Annotated in this window: 14 protein-coding genes, 2 tRNA genes and 1 riboswitch; of the genes, 4 read left to right on the top strand and 12 right to left on the bottom strand. The window is 31.6% G+C overall.

The features are described 5' to 3' along the window. The first annotated feature begins 123 nt into the window (after window positions 1-123). On the top strand, window positions 124-249 hold the full coding sequence (locus JMUB898_RS12885) for an SAR1012 family small protein (protein ID WP_002442051.1): 126 nt from the start codon (window positions 124-126) through the stop codon (window positions 247-249). Window positions 250-717: 468 nt separating this feature from the next. Here JMUB898_RS12885 and JMUB898_RS09480 read toward each other — a convergent pair whose 3' ends face one another. The 4 genes from JMUB898_RS09480 to JMUB898_RS09500 form a co-directional block, all read right to left on the bottom strand. Next, window positions 718-1,170 (bottom strand): hypothetical protein, encoded by a 453-nt coding sequence (locus JMUB898_RS09480; protein ID WP_044466313.1) that lies wholly within the window; start codon window positions 1,168-1,170, stop codon window positions 718-720. A gap of 423 nt (window positions 1,171-1,593) precedes the next feature. Beyond that, window positions 1,594-1,682, bottom strand: a tRNA-Ser gene (locus JMUB898_RS09490). 3 nt (window positions 1,683-1,685) lie between these two features. Then, window positions 1,686-1,760, bottom strand: a tRNA-Asn gene (locus JMUB898_RS09495). 189 nt (window positions 1,761-1,949) lie between these two features. After that, entirely contained in the window at window positions 1,950-2,525 is a 576-nt protein-coding gene (locus JMUB898_RS09500) for a competence protein ComK (RefSeq protein ID WP_002441902.1), read from the bottom strand. A 220-nt stretch (window positions 2,526-2,745) separates the two neighbouring features. On the opposite strand from JMUB898_RS09500, the gene JMUB898_RS09505 reads away from it, so the two are divergent. Continuing rightward, window positions 2,746-2,964, top strand: coding sequence for an IDEAL domain-containing protein (locus tag JMUB898_RS09505; protein ID WP_002441901.1), 219 nt, complete (start codon window positions 2,746-2,748; stop codon window positions 2,962-2,964). A gap of 77 nt (window positions 2,965-3,041) precedes the next feature. On the opposite strand, the gene JMUB898_RS09510 is transcribed toward JMUB898_RS09505, so the two are convergent. Continuing rightward, window positions 3,042-4,028 (bottom strand): lipoate--protein ligase, encoded by a 987-nt coding sequence (locus JMUB898_RS09510; RefSeq protein WP_002441899.1) that lies wholly within the window; start codon window positions 4,026-4,028, stop codon window positions 3,042-3,044. Between the two features lie 204 nt (window positions 4,029-4,232). Between JMUB898_RS09510 and JMUB898_RS09515 the strand changes: the two genes are divergently transcribed. Further along, the gene (locus JMUB898_RS09515) at window positions 4,233-4,418 is read left to right on the top strand and encodes a YkvS family protein (protein WP_002433441.1); all 186 of its coding nucleotides are present in this window, start codon (window positions 4,233-4,235) and stop codon (window positions 4,416-4,418) included. A gap of 5 nt (window positions 4,419-4,423) precedes the next feature. Beyond that, window positions 4,424-5,026 (top strand): CPBP family glutamic-type intramembrane protease, encoded by a 603-nt coding sequence (locus tag JMUB898_RS09520; RefSeq protein WP_002441897.1) that lies wholly within the window; start codon window positions 4,424-4,426, stop codon window positions 5,024-5,026. A gap of 95 nt (window positions 5,027-5,121) precedes the next feature. On the opposite strand, the gene JMUB898_RS09525 is transcribed toward JMUB898_RS09520, so the two are convergent. The 7 genes from JMUB898_RS09525 to JMUB898_RS09555 form a co-directional block, all read right to left on the bottom strand. Continuing rightward, complete coding sequence (locus JMUB898_RS09525) at window positions 5,122-6,630, bottom strand: bifunctional metallophosphatase/5'-nucleotidase (protein WP_002441895.1); 1,509 nt, start codon at window positions 6,628-6,630, stop codon at window positions 5,122-5,124. Window positions 6,631-6,786: 156 nt separating this feature from the next. Next, complete coding sequence (locus JMUB898_RS09530) at window positions 6,787-8,148, bottom strand: TrkH family potassium uptake protein (protein WP_002441893.1); 1,362 nt, start codon at window positions 8,146-8,148, stop codon at window positions 6,787-6,789. A 17-nt stretch (window positions 8,149-8,165) separates the two neighbouring features. Beyond that, entirely contained in the window at window positions 8,166-10,046 is a 1,881-nt protein-coding gene (locus JMUB898_RS09535; RefSeq protein WP_044466315.1) for a S1C family serine protease, read from the bottom strand. 211 nt (window positions 10,047-10,257) lie between these two features. After that, a complete protein-coding gene (locus JMUB898_RS09540; RefSeq protein WP_002441889.1) occupies window positions 10,258-11,058 on the bottom strand; it encodes a TerC family protein in 801 nt (266 codons plus the stop codon). 70 nt (window positions 11,059-11,128) lie between these two features. Further along, window positions 11,129-11,255: riboswitch (yybP-ykoY riboswitch) on the bottom strand. A gap of 137 nt (window positions 11,256-11,392) precedes the next feature. Next, window positions 11,393-12,955: a peptide chain release factor 3 gene (locus JMUB898_RS09545; protein ID WP_002441887.1), complete on the bottom strand. Its 1,563-nt coding sequence runs from the start codon at window positions 12,953-12,955 to the stop codon at window positions 11,393-11,395. 15 nt (window positions 12,956-12,970) lie between these two features. Further along, the gene (locus JMUB898_RS09550; protein WP_037541273.1) at window positions 12,971-13,210 is read right to left on the bottom strand and encodes a YueH family protein; all 240 of its coding nucleotides are present in this window, start codon (window positions 13,208-13,210) and stop codon (window positions 12,971-12,973) included. Then, window positions 13,200-14,684, bottom strand: a complete 1,485-nt coding sequence (locus tag JMUB898_RS09555; RefSeq protein WP_002441883.1) for a UDP-N-acetylmuramoyl-L-alanyl-D-glutamate--L-lysine ligase — start codon at window positions 14,682-14,684, stop codon at window positions 13,200-13,202. The genes JMUB898_RS09550 and JMUB898_RS09555 overlap by 11 nt, the downstream gene beginning before the upstream one ends. Window positions 14,685-14,849 lie beyond the last annotated feature (165 nt).

The raw sequence follows: 14,849 nt of genomic DNA on the forward strand, positions 1-14,849 counted from the left end.
CTAAAACGATTGTTTTAACTTTGATGCTGTATAAAATTTTCTAAAATTCTAAAATTTACTTTTAAGAGAATCAAAATTCGGGTAGTAGCTAGATAATAAAACTTTAATAAAGGGAGAATGATTATGGATATTTTAAGAAGAGTATTTAGAATCCTAGTCACGGGCTATATTGTCAAAGTTATTAGAAACCTTATTTCAGGAAAATCAAGCCAAGACAACAAAAATGACAGTGACAATAAAGAAAAGTAGTGAGTGGAATAGAAATATCACTTAACAAAATGAATTGCGTAGTTCCACACCCAACTTGCAATGCTTGTAGAATTTCTTAAAAAAGAAATTCTCTATGTTGGGGGTATTCAAGAGCAAGAATAAGTAACATTGAAAGGAGTTTGAGATAATAACTCTTTCAATTTAGAAAATACTCTACTTTGATAAAGAAATTAAAAATATTTCTTAAAGTTAAAGTGATGAACGACAACACAAGCACTAGAATACTTTGTATTATAATAATCGAATAAAAGCTTTTATAATGGCGGCCATATAAAGTGGTCGCCATTTTTTCATGACATTAACTACCCATCTATGAACCATTGACTCACTAGATAGATTGTAGTTTTTAGATTAACTTTAGCGTAGTATATAAAAAAGAGGATTTAACAACCACTTCATGTGATTGCTAAATCCTATCTTTAAATGTAAACAAGTTTTTAAATAATATTAATTATCATTACCAATAAGTCTTACATCATTTTTTAGTTTTCCCTCTTTAGGAGCTTCCAGCTTATAACTATCTCCATCTTTTTCTAATTCGTATACATAACTATCTTTTCCATTTACTGCATACTCCACATATCCTTTATTTTTTATATCTGCCCCAAAAATATATTTAGAAAAATAAGATAGTATTAAATATTTTTTGCTATTTTCTTCTTTTATTTCATATTTTCCTGTAAATTCTTCACCAGCATTTGGTTTTCCTTGTGCTGAAACTACCTTGAAGGTTCCATCATCTTTAAAAGTAAATATAGCATCAGTTTTTCCATCTACTACACCTTTTAATTCTTTTCCAACAAGACCATCGCTACTTTTTCCACATCCAGTTAATAATATCATCAATATACAAATACTGATCGAAAGTAAAACACCTTTAATATGTTTCAAATACCTCATACAAAATCACCTTAATTAAATAATTTTATTATATTATATCAAAAACACCGATTTGATAGTGAACACTTTCAACTTTTTTGAATATTATTCCTATTTTCTTATAAGGCTGCTCTTTATAGATTCTTAATTGAGAATAATCAAATGATTAGAACATTCAAATTTTGAAATCACATGGCGTGTATATAGCCATTTATTAGAGGAATTAAAAAGTGAAGAAGATGCAAAGCTCGTTAATATAATAAATTTTTAAGTGGTCAACGAAATGGACAACTTGACAATAACTCAATTAAAATTGACCACGAATTGACCAAAATATTTAAAACAGACTTTTACAAATTTCTACCAAAATAAAAAAGAACGTTGATTTAACAACGTTCTAACGTAATTCAGTAAAACAAAAGTTTACTGATTTTTACTATTGTACGGAAACGGAGGGATTCGAACCCTCGCGCCGCTCTCGCGACCTACACCCTTAGCAGGGGCGCCTCTTCAGCCAACTTGAGTACGTTTCCATATGGCTCCGCAGGTAGGATTCGAACCTACGACCGATCGGTTAACAGCCGATAGCTCTACCACTGAGCTACTGCGGATTAATGTTATTTTATGTATCTCTATCAAGCACAAATATTATTATATCAATCTTGTTGAGTTTTTCAAGAGATATCTTAAAAAAATATACGGAACATTTACACTAATTTAATATTAACGTTCCGCATATTTTAAAAATAAACACACGAAGTTCAAAACAATTATTAATATTAAAATGCTAAAATTTACGGCTATTTCTCTTCAAAAAGAGAATATCTAGATAAAGCTTCGAAAATATTTAATGAGGATTGATTATAGTCAATGGGTTGCTCAGGATCATTTGATTTCATACGCGCTTGCTTATCGACCATGTAGTAATAAATAATTGCATTCGTATATTGATGCCATAAACTATGATACGAAACATTTAATATAAATGATTCATTATTAGCAAATGTGATTTTACTTTTACGGTTTTTAAGTTCTTTAATACTTTCAATATAATGCATGTTAATCCATATATTTTCTTCTTGTCGATCAGAATGAGTTGGGAAAAAGTAAGTTGGAAATAAAGGAGTAAGTAAAATAGGTGGTTTACTAGTGATACCAGTAATTCGATTAGTTTCAGACTTCTTGCTCAAATAGCTATTACCATAAAATTTGCAAGACCTTTCAATAATTCTTTGTACTTTAAAAGGACTCTCCTTTCTAGTTTTATCAAATCTAATAATCTCAGCTCCTGAAGTTTGTTGATATTCATCATACCTTGGGCGAATTAACATGTCACCTTTTCTAATAACATAGATTGATTCACTAAAATTAGTCATTTGATTACCTCACTTCACAAAAATATTAATTATTGTTACTATTTTCTTTTAATAATAATAACTTAATATTAGTTTATACAAAGCATAAATTAAATCAAGTTCTACTTTTATTTTCTTTTTACACATATTTCTTTCTAAATGTCAGAATATTCATTGATTTCAAAATACAAAAACTGTATACTACTCATATATAAATAAAAAAGAAAGGTAGTGATTTTTTATGAATCATAATACTAATGTTAAACACACTACTCTCGAAGACTTTGTGACCACTGTAAACGATTTAGGCGTTGAACTCGTTATCGATGAAGCACTAAGGGAAGCGAGAAAGAAACAACTCAAAACGCTTATCGATGAAGCACTTGTTAACAAAAATAAGGAAGATTTTATTCAGTATACAGAAGAATATAAAAAATTGGAGGCTTTTCTCAGTGAATAATTTAGATTCGAGTCACTCATTATAAAAGGTCTATTCCCTACTTAATTTAAGTTTGAGAATAGACCTTTTTAATATAATTAAGACATTAATCTAATAATTTCATATTTATCAATATCACCAAAATAGTGATAAAAGTCATAATTTGCTAATGCTTCTTCTAAATGTTCAAAGTCATGTAAGCAACCTACAAGTGCACGCTCTAACTCAGTAATATCTCCTTCACCAAAGAAATCACCAAATATCTTAGCATGTTCTATACGACCTTTTTTAACATCCAATTTGATTTGTATGAACCCTTTTTCAAATTTTTCTTCACGCTCAAAATTATATTTAGGATTATTACCGTAATTCCACTCCCAAGTACGATATTTCTCATTGCTCAACCTTTCAATGTTATTCCAATCTTCATCAGTTAAAACATATTCTTCTACTTCATTTTCCCCAAAAATAGTTTTAAGAATAATTTGTTTAAATTCATTAATGTCTAAAGGTTCTTCTAAAAACTCATCTATATTAGCAACACGCTTTCTAACTGATTTCACACCTTTAGATTTAATCTTAGCAGGATTAACTTTCAAAGCATTTTGAACTTCGTCTAATTCACAATTTAACATCAACGTACCATGGCTGAACATTCTATTTTTCACTTTCACCATAGCATTTCCCGATATTTTAGCTTCTCCCACTTGAATATCATTTCGTCCTGTCATTTCAGCGTTGACACCAAGTGATTGTAAAGCTTGAACAATCGGCATTGTAAATTTTTTGAAGTTGTGGAAACTATTACCATCATCATCAGTAATAAAACTAAAATTTAAATTTCCAGTGTCATGATAAACCGCACCGCCACCAGAAATACGTCGAACGACATCAATTTTATGTTGATCAATGTACGCTTTATTAACTTCTTCTATCGTATTCTGATTTTTACCTACGATAATTGAAGGTCTATTAATATAGAATAAGAAATAACTTTCCTCAGATGGAAGATTCTTAAGAACATATTCCTCCATTGCTAAGTTAAGTGTGGGATCAGTAATATTATTATTACTAATAAACTTCATAACATTCCTCTCCTTAAAAAGTCTCTCTATATGCCCTTACCCTAGTTATGAATGATTTATAATAAAATTTCCAATTATATACTCATTTATGTCTTACTTTTCATAATTAAATCTGCAAATAGAGTTTTTTTTAAGATATTAGTTTATTTGTTATGTAAATTTTAGTACAATATTACCTAGCTATGATTTAAGGGAGGACTCATTATGACTGTTGCAGAAGTAGGTAATATTGTAGAATTTTATGATGGTTTAAGAGGCCGTGTTGAGAAAATTAATGACAATTCTGTTATTGTAGATTTAACAATCATGGAAAACTTTAATGAACTAGATTTACCTGAGAAGACTGTCATTAATCATAAGCGATATAAAATCGTTGAACAAGAAGGTTAATTATAATGAAAAATGTTTCTAAAGCTTTAATTTGGTTTATTATAAGTTTCATCGTATTTCACGCTATTTTATTTGTGATGTGGGGTGAACACCAAGAGTACTGGTACTTATATACTGGCATTATGCTAATAGCAGGAATAAGTTATGTGTTTTATCAAAGAGACATTGCATCAAAACGATTATTAACTTCAATTGGGATTGGTATAATTACAAGTATTGTACTTATTATTGTACAACTTATTTTTTCACTTATTTCATCAGATTTATCATACGCATCGTTAATTAAAGAATTATCTAGAACGGGTGTTTATTTTAAATGGCAAATGCTCGTCACTTTATTGTTCGTGATTCCATGTCATGAATTATATATGAGAACCGTCTTACAGAAGGAATTAATTCGATACAAATTACCTAAATGGTTAAGCATACTTATAGTCGCAATTTGTTCAAGTTCCTTATTCATTTATCTAGATAACTGGTGGATAGTATTCTTTATATTTATAACTCAATTAATTTTATCAGCAAGTTACGAATATACTAGACGTATAGCTACAACTTCTATTGCTCAGATTGTTGCTATAATATTATTATTGATTTTTCACGGATAAAAAGCATTTCTTAGTCTGATTACTTTAGGCTAAGAAATGCTTTTTTAATGAAGTAAATTTACCTCGTGTCTCGTTGATAATAATGACGGGGTTATTTAAAGGTTAACTTTAAAATTATTTTCAACTTTTAAATCATAGTTTGTGTTTTTTAAATTGTTTCTAATCAAGCCGCCCATAGTTTCTCCATATGTTTCATGAATGATTGCATCTTCTAAATATTCTTTATAGTTTCTATAACAATAATCCGTCATAGTTATTCTGTACATTCGCTCACTATCTAAGTCTTCTATTTCGACCCTATGATAAGGTTCTTTATTCATATCAACTGTATAATTAAAACCTTGCCAAAATGTAAATAAAGTTTCATCTACAATCGTTAAACTCAATGTTCCCTGTTCAAATTCAATATGAGAGTAACTATATTCAATGATGTCTTTGATATTTTTACCTTTAACTGTTAAATCCACTGGTTTATCTGGATGAGGATAAGCATCATATAAATCTCTATTACGAATAATGCCACTTAAACCTTCTTCACCATTCTTGGGTATATGCACACAAGAAATTTTGTAATCATATGCATTCCTAATACCATCATGAAGTAATTGAGCAAATGGATGAGGCTTACAAATTATCTCCTCGATACCGTTAATTTCGAGATTAAATTTATTATTAGATATTACCTCGTCTGCCCAATATTCTACAGCCTTACGATCATAATACGTTTCTTTGAGTAATAACTCATCTTCTTCATAATTATTTAAATCTATGACTTTCGAATCTATATTATCAATTTCATATGAGGTCGTACGCTTTTTAAAGTGTATGGAGAGATGGACTAATTCTTCGGCATTTTGCCCCGCTTGAACATAAACTGTCTCATGATCTTTACCAACTACAGTTTGATGTTGATGTGCGGTAATAATTAAATCTATCACACCTAATTCTTCCATAATTTTTTCAGCTTCGTTTGCATTTTGTTCATTTCTTTTGTTTTGTTTGCTAATTTTATTGAGTCCGCCATGATAGATAACAATAAGGAAATCCGGTTCCTCTACTTCATGGATATATCTAATCCATCGCTTAGCAGATAATAACGTCTTTTCAATACTGACATCATCTTCCATTTCTGCATATTCATTTTTCATAAGTCCGTCCGCTGTTAATCCGACAATGGCTATTTTTAAATCATCGTAATTTTTAATCGTATATGGCGTTGAAAAATATGGCTCTCTAGTTACCGTATACTCTATATTCGCAGATAACCATGGAAATCGAGCCAATGCAACAGATCGCGTTAAAAATGATAGACCAAATTTAAATTCATTAGGACTTATACCACTAGCATCATATTGCATAGCATTCATTAATTTAATCATTGGATGTCGCTTATAAGGAGCGACAACTGCATAATAGAAAGCAGCAAGTGAACCGGCTAAACTTCCTCCGCTATCTAACAAAATGACATGTTTATTTAGTTTACGTGCATTTTTTACGTAAGTTCCTGCTCTGTATATATTAGATCCATAATCACCATTTAAGAAGTGACTATGCATATCTGAAGTTGCTATGACATCTACAGTTATATTTTCATTCTTTTCCATCAGGCCACTCCTCTCAATAGATTAAGTTTAACATGGAAGCAGTATCGAGTGTTATTAAACTAATAGCCAATTAGTAAGTTACGTAATGATTTTCAAGTTAAAATAAAAACACTTTCAGCAAAATAAAATATTTTACCAAAAGTGCTTTCATAATTTTTAACCAATTTGTATACGTTCTTTAGGATAGCTATATTTATCTGGTTCTTTACGTCCTGCAAGCATGATAATGAATGAAATTAAGCCAACACGTCCTATAAACATAAGAACCATTAAAACAATTTTAGTTATATTACTAATGTTGTCAGCAGTCGCGCCTAGACTCAGTCCACAAGTCCCAAATGCTGACATGACTTCAAAGAACACTTGTAAAAATGATAACTTACCTTGTTCAGTGGCTGATATCACAATCATACTTATAAAAGTTAAAATTGATGCCATTGTAAATACTGCGAAGGATCTTTGGATATCCATAATGTGAACTTCCCTATTAAAGGCCTTTATAGCTGTTTTATCAGCAGTATTATTAAAATTAATCACAAAAAGTATAAGAATTGCAAAGGTAGTCGTTCTAATTCCTCCCCCAACTGAACTTGGAGAGGAACCAATAAACATTAATATACTCATAATAATATTCGTTGCATCACTGAAGTGCGATGCATCTATTGTTTGTAAACCAGCACTTCTAGTAGTCGCTGACTGGAATAATGAATAGAATAAAGATTGATGCCAACTTAATCCCTTAAAAGCATGGTTATGTTCAAGTAAGAAAATTGATATAACACCAAATACGAATAAAAATAAGTATGTAGACGTTGTAATTTTAGTAAATAATGAGAACCTAAAATTAGTAACTCTATTCTTTAAATACGCTTTTAATTCTAATAGCACGGGAAATCCGATTGACCCTAATACAATTAAGAACATCACTATGGTTTGAACAAAGTAGTCTTTGGCATAGGGTACAAGTGATTGACCAGTAATATCTAGACCACCATTGGTCGTTGCTGAAACTGAAACAAATATTCCCTGCATAAAAGCATTTTTTAAGTCAGGATTATCTCGATAAAAATAAAAAGCTAATAATAATCCTCCTACAAGTTCAATCACAAATATTGTTCTTACAATTTCCAAAATCAGTTTAACTGTACCACTCATTGTATCCTTATTATTATCTAACATAATAAGTTGACGTTCTCTTATACCAATGTGTTTGCCTAAAACTACCCATAACAGTGTACCGATGGCCATAACACCAATTCCACCAATATTTAAGATAACTAATATGATAATTTGTCCAAACGTAGAATAAGTGTCTCCAATACTTACTGGAGATAACCCTGTCACACTAATTCCTGAAACTGCAACAAATAATGTATCAATAGGATTAACATTTACACCAGGTTTATGCACATAAGGTAGATTTAATAATAAGAATGCAACCACAATTGCAAAGAGATAATAAAGTACAATCCCTTGTTGAGGACTCGATTTCTTAAGTAATTGACTTAAAATAGACATAGATTTCACCTCAACGTTTATTTCAATTTAATTTTGATATTTTTTTCTGAACCATTTCTGTATATTTTAGCTGTTAAAGTTTTTAAATCGTCTTTATGACTAAATATTATCTGTCTGTAACGTAGATTATCTTCAACAGTTTTACCATCTAATTCTACTATTACATCATCTTTTTTCAAGCCTGATTTTTCACCTAAACCATTTTTTTCAACGTCTCCAATTAAGACACCGTTGTTTACATTAGAAGGTAAATTTGAAGAATTACGTTCTGACTCATCCATATCTGCTACATTTTTAATTTTAATGCCAGTATTCGGATATTTTACTTTCCCTTTATCTTCTAATTGTTGCGCTATTTTACGTACATCATTAATTGGAATAGCAAAAGCCATGCCCTCGACATTTTCCATATCAATTTTTAAAGAAACTATACCGATTAGCCTACCATCTTTATCAACAACTGCACCACCTGAATTACCAGGATTTACAGGAGCATCAATTTGAAATGCTTTCATTAATACATCATAACTACCATTTTTATCTATATCTACAGGTACATGACGATCTAAACCTGAAATAATACCCTTAGAAACACTGCCTTTAAAGTCTACACCTAATGGATTGCCCACGACTAAAATAGATTCACCTAATACTAAATTATTTGAATCTCCCATCGTAATAGTTTTGATACTGTCGTCTGAAATTTTAGCTTTAACCACAGCTATATCTGACCATTTGTCTTTACCAATGACTTTACCTTCAACTGATTTATTATTACTATATGTAACTTTCTGTTTTTCTTTGTCACCTACAACATGTGCATTCGTTAAAATATAAATAGAGTCGCCCACTTTTTTGTAGACGACACCTGATCCAATTTCATTATCTGAGCCAGATTTACTTTTCGGTACAGTAGTATTATTTGATAAATCATTTTGAACAGTGACTACTGATTTGACAGTGTTATTCGCATTCTTCATTGTTGTAGTATAATTTTTATTCGCCCCATTAAATGCACTATCATTTGTGTGATCATTTTTATTTACTGTAGTAAAAATAGCATTAAGTATTAATAACAATAAGATGATTCCTATAATAATCAGTAATTTAGGCCAATGTTTTTTAAAGAATGAGGTAATCACATTTATAATGTGATCAAAATGATCACCTTTGTTTTCGTGATGTTGATTATGTGAGGTCTCTTGTGATGAATGATTATTGTCCTTTTCAATATTTTGATTTTTAGGTTCTGTAGATTGATTATTTATAGGTGAGTAAGGTTTTTTATTTTCATGTTTACTTTTCTCTGCTGTCTTGTGATTCTTTTCTGGTTCATTACGTGTAGCTGAATCTTTATGAATCTCATTTTGATCACGAGTTATTTCTTTATTATCCACTACATCTGCTTTGGATGACTGTGGTTGATTTCCTTCATCCTTAGAAAGATTATTATCTTTACTATCTACATCTTGGTGATGATTTGTTATTGAATAAGGTACCTTATTTTCTCTATTGTCTTTATTTTGCGCAATTTGACTATGTTCTTTATTATTTCGTTGGTCTTCTGATAAATTTAAACCATCTTTAGTTTTGTTAGTTTCTGACTGTTCTAACCGACTTGCTTGTAATTCTTGATTTTCACCATTTTGTCTTTCCTGAGCTAACTCATGTTGCTGTTGAATTTCTTCCTGAGTTAATTTCTCTATTCTAGCTTTACGTAAATTATCTTTCACACGCTCTTCATTCATCTTAGATTGTTGCTGTGCTTTTTCAACTTTTTTCTCTCGTGCTTCACGTTCTCGTCTTATACGTTCTTCTCTTTCTTCATTATGAAAAAATTCTCGTCGTTTACGACGATACTGGCTACGGGGTATGACTTGCTTTTTATCATTATCCACTTGATGACCCACTCCTAAAATTACTTTGATTCGTATGATATGTAAAAAAATATATATAAGTTATTTCTAAGCTTTTCCAAATTCATAATGATTTAGTTCATAGTTTAAATTCTAATATTTAAACTATAAAACTGCAATGTTCAACATAACAAAGTTAAAAAGAAACTCCACTCAAATTTTAAGTGAGTGGAGCATTTCAAAACTAATACCATTACTTTTGATTCTTTTTATTTTTAATAACAGAAGTAAACCATCCAATAAGTACTAATAAAATAAGTACCGCCCAGAAGATTGACTGCCAAAGTGCCCCGTGTGGAAATTCTTCAGGTAAGACACCAATATCAGGATGTGCCAGTACCATTACTACTAGCTTAATACCAACCCATCCTACAATCGCGAATGCTGCACCTTCTAAACCAGGGTATTTGTTTAGAAGTTCAACAAACCAATTAGCAGCAAATCTCATGAGAATGACACCTATCATACCACCTAAGAACATAACGATAAATTGGCCTAAATCCATTCCACCGAAATGGATGCCCATCTTAGGTAACGTCACCGCAATAGCTAGGGCTGCTAACATAGAATCGATTGCGAATGCTATATCAGCAAATTCTACCTTGAAGACTGTGCCCCAAAAAGCTTTAGGTCCAACCTTCTTTTCATTACCAGATTCATCATAGTGGTGGTCATCACCCGTTTCTTTATGATGCTCTTCGTCAGATTTATGGAAGAAATCCCATAAGTTTTTAATAGACATATAAATTAAATAAATTGCACCAATTGCTTGGATCCACCAGAAATTCGCAATAATACTAATTAAGAATAAAGCAATAAATCTAAATATAAATGCACCTAATAAACCATAAAACAATGCTTTTTTACGTTGCTCTGGTGGTAAATGTTTGACCATCACAGCCATAACAATTGCGTTATCAGCTGCTAATAATCCTTCTAAGAACACAAGTACTACAAGCACCCATAAATAAGGTAAAATCAAACTTGGATCCATAGTGGACAACTCCTTTTATTTCAAAATACAAATAAAGAGACCTATGCTATATCCTAGCAAAGGTCTCACTAAGCAATAGTATTGCCCACTTTACCGGAAGACTTACCTTCGTAATGACGATAAAGTGTTAAATAGTATTCTACTAATCACTTTGATTAGCATTTACTATCCTCAAGTTACTCCCCTCTGACAAACGTGTCATAGGTATTCATTTGTTAATAATAGTATACATAGTTTGTATAACTAACTCAATCTAAATTATATTAAATTCGTTTTATACTTTTCTTAAAGATACCCATCAAATACCCTTCAAAATGAAAGTTAAACTTACAAATTATAATAAACTGTATAATTTAATATCAGGGAACTTTTCTTCAAACCATCTTGTCGCAAATTCGTTTTCAAATAGGAACACGTAATTATCGTATCTGTCTTTCACAAGAATTGAACGTGACGTATTCATGTTGTCTTTAATATCTTCTTCATTTTCAATCCAACGTGCAATTTTACGGCCAACCGGTTCCATTACTACATCGACATTGTATTCATTCTTCATACGGTGTTCAAAAACTTCAAATTGTAATTGTCCCACAGCACCAAGAATGATTTGATTGGTATGTAGTGTTTTATAGTATTGAATTGCACCTTCTTGCACGAGCTGTTCAATTCCTTTATGGAAATGCTTTTGTTTCATCACATTTTTAGCAGAAACTTTCATAAATATTTCAGGTGTAAACTGTGGTAAATCTTGGAAACTATATTTCTGTTTACCGCCAACCAGTGTATCACCGATTTGATAATTACCTGTATCGTATAAACCAATAATATCTCCCGCTACTGCGTGATTAACTGTTTCTTTATCATCCGCCATGAATGATGTAGAACGTGTAATCTTTTGTTTTTTACTCGTTCTTTGTAATGTGACGTCCATACCTCTTTCAAACGCACCACTGACAACACGCATGAAGGCAATTCTGTCACGATGTTTTGGATCCATATTTGCTTGAATTTTGAAAATAAATCCTGAAAAATCAGTATCAATTGGACTTACTTCAACCTCTTCATTTGTTTGACGTGCATTTGGCATAGGCGCATGATCAACGTATGCATTCAAGAAGTTTTGCACACCAAAATTAGCTAAAGCAGAACCAAAGAAAACTGGTGTAAGTTCTCCGTTTAATAACGCATCATTGTCAAAGTCTTCACCCGCTTCTTCTACAAGCATCATTTCTTCAATTGCTTGTTCAAAAGCACTATCATTTTTTATCTCATGATTTTCTTCTAGTTCATAATCTTCGTTTAGATGTAATAAATTCTCTTCATCTCTGAATGGTTCAATTGTTTTAGATTCTCTATCAATAATGCCGAAAAAGTTTTGTCCCATACCTATAGGCCAATTCATAGGATACGTTTCAATATTTAAAGTTTCTTCGATCTCATCTAATAACTCAAACGGCTCTTTACCTACTCGGTCGAGCTTATTTATGAAAGTAAAAATTGGAATGCCTCGCATTTTACAAACTTTAAATAATTTAAGTGTTTGAGGCTCAATCCCTTTCGCACAGTCAATGACCATTACAGCACTATCCACTGCCATTAATGTACGGTACGTATCCTCAGAGAAGTCTTCGTGTCCTGGTGTATCTAAGATATTAATTTTATAGTCATCATAATCGAATTGCATCACAGAACTTGTAACTGAGATACCACGTTCTTGTTCTACTTTCATCCAGTCACTTGTTGCGAATTTTCCTGACTTTTTACCTTTAACAGTACCTGCTTCTCTTATCGCACCACTGAAGTATAACAATTTTTCAGTTAAGGTCGTTTTACCAGCATCGGGATGTGAGATGATGGCAAATGTTTTTCTAGACTCTACTTCTTCCTTTAAATTCATTCATTTATTCTCCTTTTAGTTTGTTCCGATTAATTCACAAATGTCGCGTGCAAGTGCGTCCGCTTCATTTTCCGTATAAAAATTAAAAAATTGCATTAATAGTTCTTCATGAATTTCATCTTTAGACATTTCAATAGGCAGTTCAACAGACCAGTATATATCTGGAATCGCGATCATCATAACTTCCTTATCTACATTTTGGTAAAAATAGACATTCATTCTTAAACTATTATGGCAAAGTTGCTTAATCTTCAACAGGGCCACCGCCAAATTTCTTATACGCAGCTTCTAATCCGATTAAATCATCTCTATGCGGAACTTTCACATGTCCTGGCATGATTTGATAAGGTTCTCTACCTTTAGAGGCTAATACGACAGTATCGCCAGGTTCAGCTACATCTATTGCATGTCTAATGCCTTCTGCACGATCGTCAAATTCCACATAATTATCATGTGTAGCGCCTTTAGCCAATTCGGCTGTAAGCATTTTAGGGTCATCGTTAGCAGGGTTGTCTGGAGTAAAGATAACATAATCTGCACGACAAGCAACACTACCCATTTCTGGAGTTTTAGTCATATCTCTTTCACCAGCCATGCCAACTAAGAATATTAATTTTTGTTTTACAAATGGTTGCACAGCATCAATTAATTTATTCATACCGTCTGCAGTATGTGCATAGTCAATAATTAAATCGATTGGTAATGATGGGTCAAGCACTTCTAAACGGCCTTCCACAGGTTCTAAAGAAGTTACAGCATTAATAATTTCTTCCATTGTGGCACCTTTACTCCATACCGCAATGATAGCTGCCATAATATTAGAAATGTTGAAACGTCCAACATATGGTGACTTCACATGATAATCTCCGAATGGTGTACTCAAATCAAACTCGACACCTTGAAGAGATTCATTAATATTTTTAGCCATAAATTGTGCTTCGTTATCTATACCATATGTAAATACTTCATAAGGCGTGACATTTGCTAAGTAACCTGAAAAATCATCGTCATTATTCAACACAACATATTTTTCTTTAGATAAATCTTCACCGAGTTGGCTAAATAATAATGATTTAGCATGACCATATGCTTCCATTGTGCCATGGAAATCCAAATGATCTTGAGTTAAATTTGAGAAGATAGCTACATCAAATTCAACGCCTCTTAAGCGTCCAAGAGATAAACCATGACTAGACACTTCCAACGTCATTGCTTCAGCACCCTCATCCACAGCTTCTTTAATTTTCTTAGTTAAAGAGACCGTTTCTGGTGTAGTGTTTGCACCTTTCGTTTTCTTTTCATTAATTTGGAATCCATTTGTTCCTAAATATGCACTACTTTTATTTAACTTTCTGTAAATTAAATGAATCATCGTAGCAATTGAAGTTTTGCCGTTGGTACCTGTCACACCGTATGTTGTTAATTGATGACTTGGAAAATCAAATAACGTATGGGCAAGCAAACTCGCAACACGTAAAGTGTCAGGAACAATGACTTGTGTCACGTCTCCCTCAAGTTCTAGTTCTCTATTCACGACAACAATACGACATCCTTGTTCAATGACATTTTGACAAAATTTATGACTATCGACTGTATATCCTTTAGAAGCAACGAATATACTTCCTTCTTTGGCTGTACGTGAATCAGTAGTAATATCATCTACATTTATATCTAACGTTCCAATTACGTTTTTTACTCTTATTTTTTCGAACAACGCACTTGCATTCAAAATGTATCGCTCCTTTTTTTACAATAATTCTATTATACACGTTTTGTGAGTGTTGATAAATTTATTCTTATTTGTGCAATTCAATGTGTTCCAAATGAATTCTTCAATATTTAATATTATTTCATTTTAACTATCTATATATGATTTTAATGTTAATATGAAGCA

Origin of the sequence: Staphylococcus caprae (assembly GCF_003966625.1) — a bacterium.
In the GTDB taxonomy this organism is placed as follows: domain Bacteria; phylum Bacillota; class Bacilli; order Staphylococcales; family Staphylococcaceae; genus Staphylococcus; species Staphylococcus caprae.

What these genes read in the sequence shown, in the direction of transcription:
- JMUB898_RS09545 (WP_002441887.1), bottom strand. Translation starts at nt 12,955, where the DNA reads ATGAATTTAAAGGAAGAAGTAGAGTCTAGAAAAACATTTGCCATCATC.
- JMUB898_RS09515 (WP_002433441.1), top strand. Translation starts at nt 4,233, where the DNA reads ATGACTGTTGCAGAAGTAGGTAATATTGTAGAATTTTATGATGGTTTA.
- JMUB898_RS09510 (WP_002441899.1), bottom strand. Translation starts at nt 4,028, where the DNA reads ATGAAGTTTATTAGTAATAATAATATTACTGATCCCACACTTAACTTA.
- JMUB898_RS09530 (WP_002441893.1), bottom strand. Translation starts at nt 8,148, where the DNA reads ATGTCTATTTTAAGTCAATTACTTAAGAAATCGAGTCCTCAACAAGGG.
- JMUB898_RS09505 (WP_002441901.1), top strand. Translation starts at nt 2,746, where the DNA reads ATGAATCATAATACTAATGTTAAACACACTACTCTCGAAGACTTTGTG.
- JMUB898_RS12885 (WP_002442051.1), top strand. Translation starts at nt 124, where the DNA reads ATGGATATTTTAAGAAGAGTATTTAGAATCCTAGTCACGGGCTATATT.
- JMUB898_RS09480 (WP_044466313.1), bottom strand. Translation starts at nt 1,170, where the DNA reads ATGAGGTATTTGAAACATATTAAAGGTGTTTTACTTTCGATCAGTATT.
- JMUB898_RS09500 (WP_002441902.1), bottom strand. Translation starts at nt 2,525, where the DNA reads ATGACTAATTTTAGTGAATCAATCTATGTTATTAGAAAAGGTGACATG.
- JMUB898_RS09525 (WP_002441895.1), bottom strand. Translation starts at nt 6,630, where the DNA reads ATGGAAAAGAATGAAAATATAACTGTAGATGTCATAGCAACTTCAGAT.
- JMUB898_RS09520 (WP_002441897.1), top strand. Translation starts at nt 4,424, where the DNA reads ATGAAAAATGTTTCTAAAGCTTTAATTTGGTTTATTATAAGTTTCATC.
- JMUB898_RS09540 (WP_002441889.1), bottom strand. Translation starts at nt 11,058, where the DNA reads ATGGATCCAAGTTTGATTTTACCTTATTTATGGGTGCTTGTAGTACTT.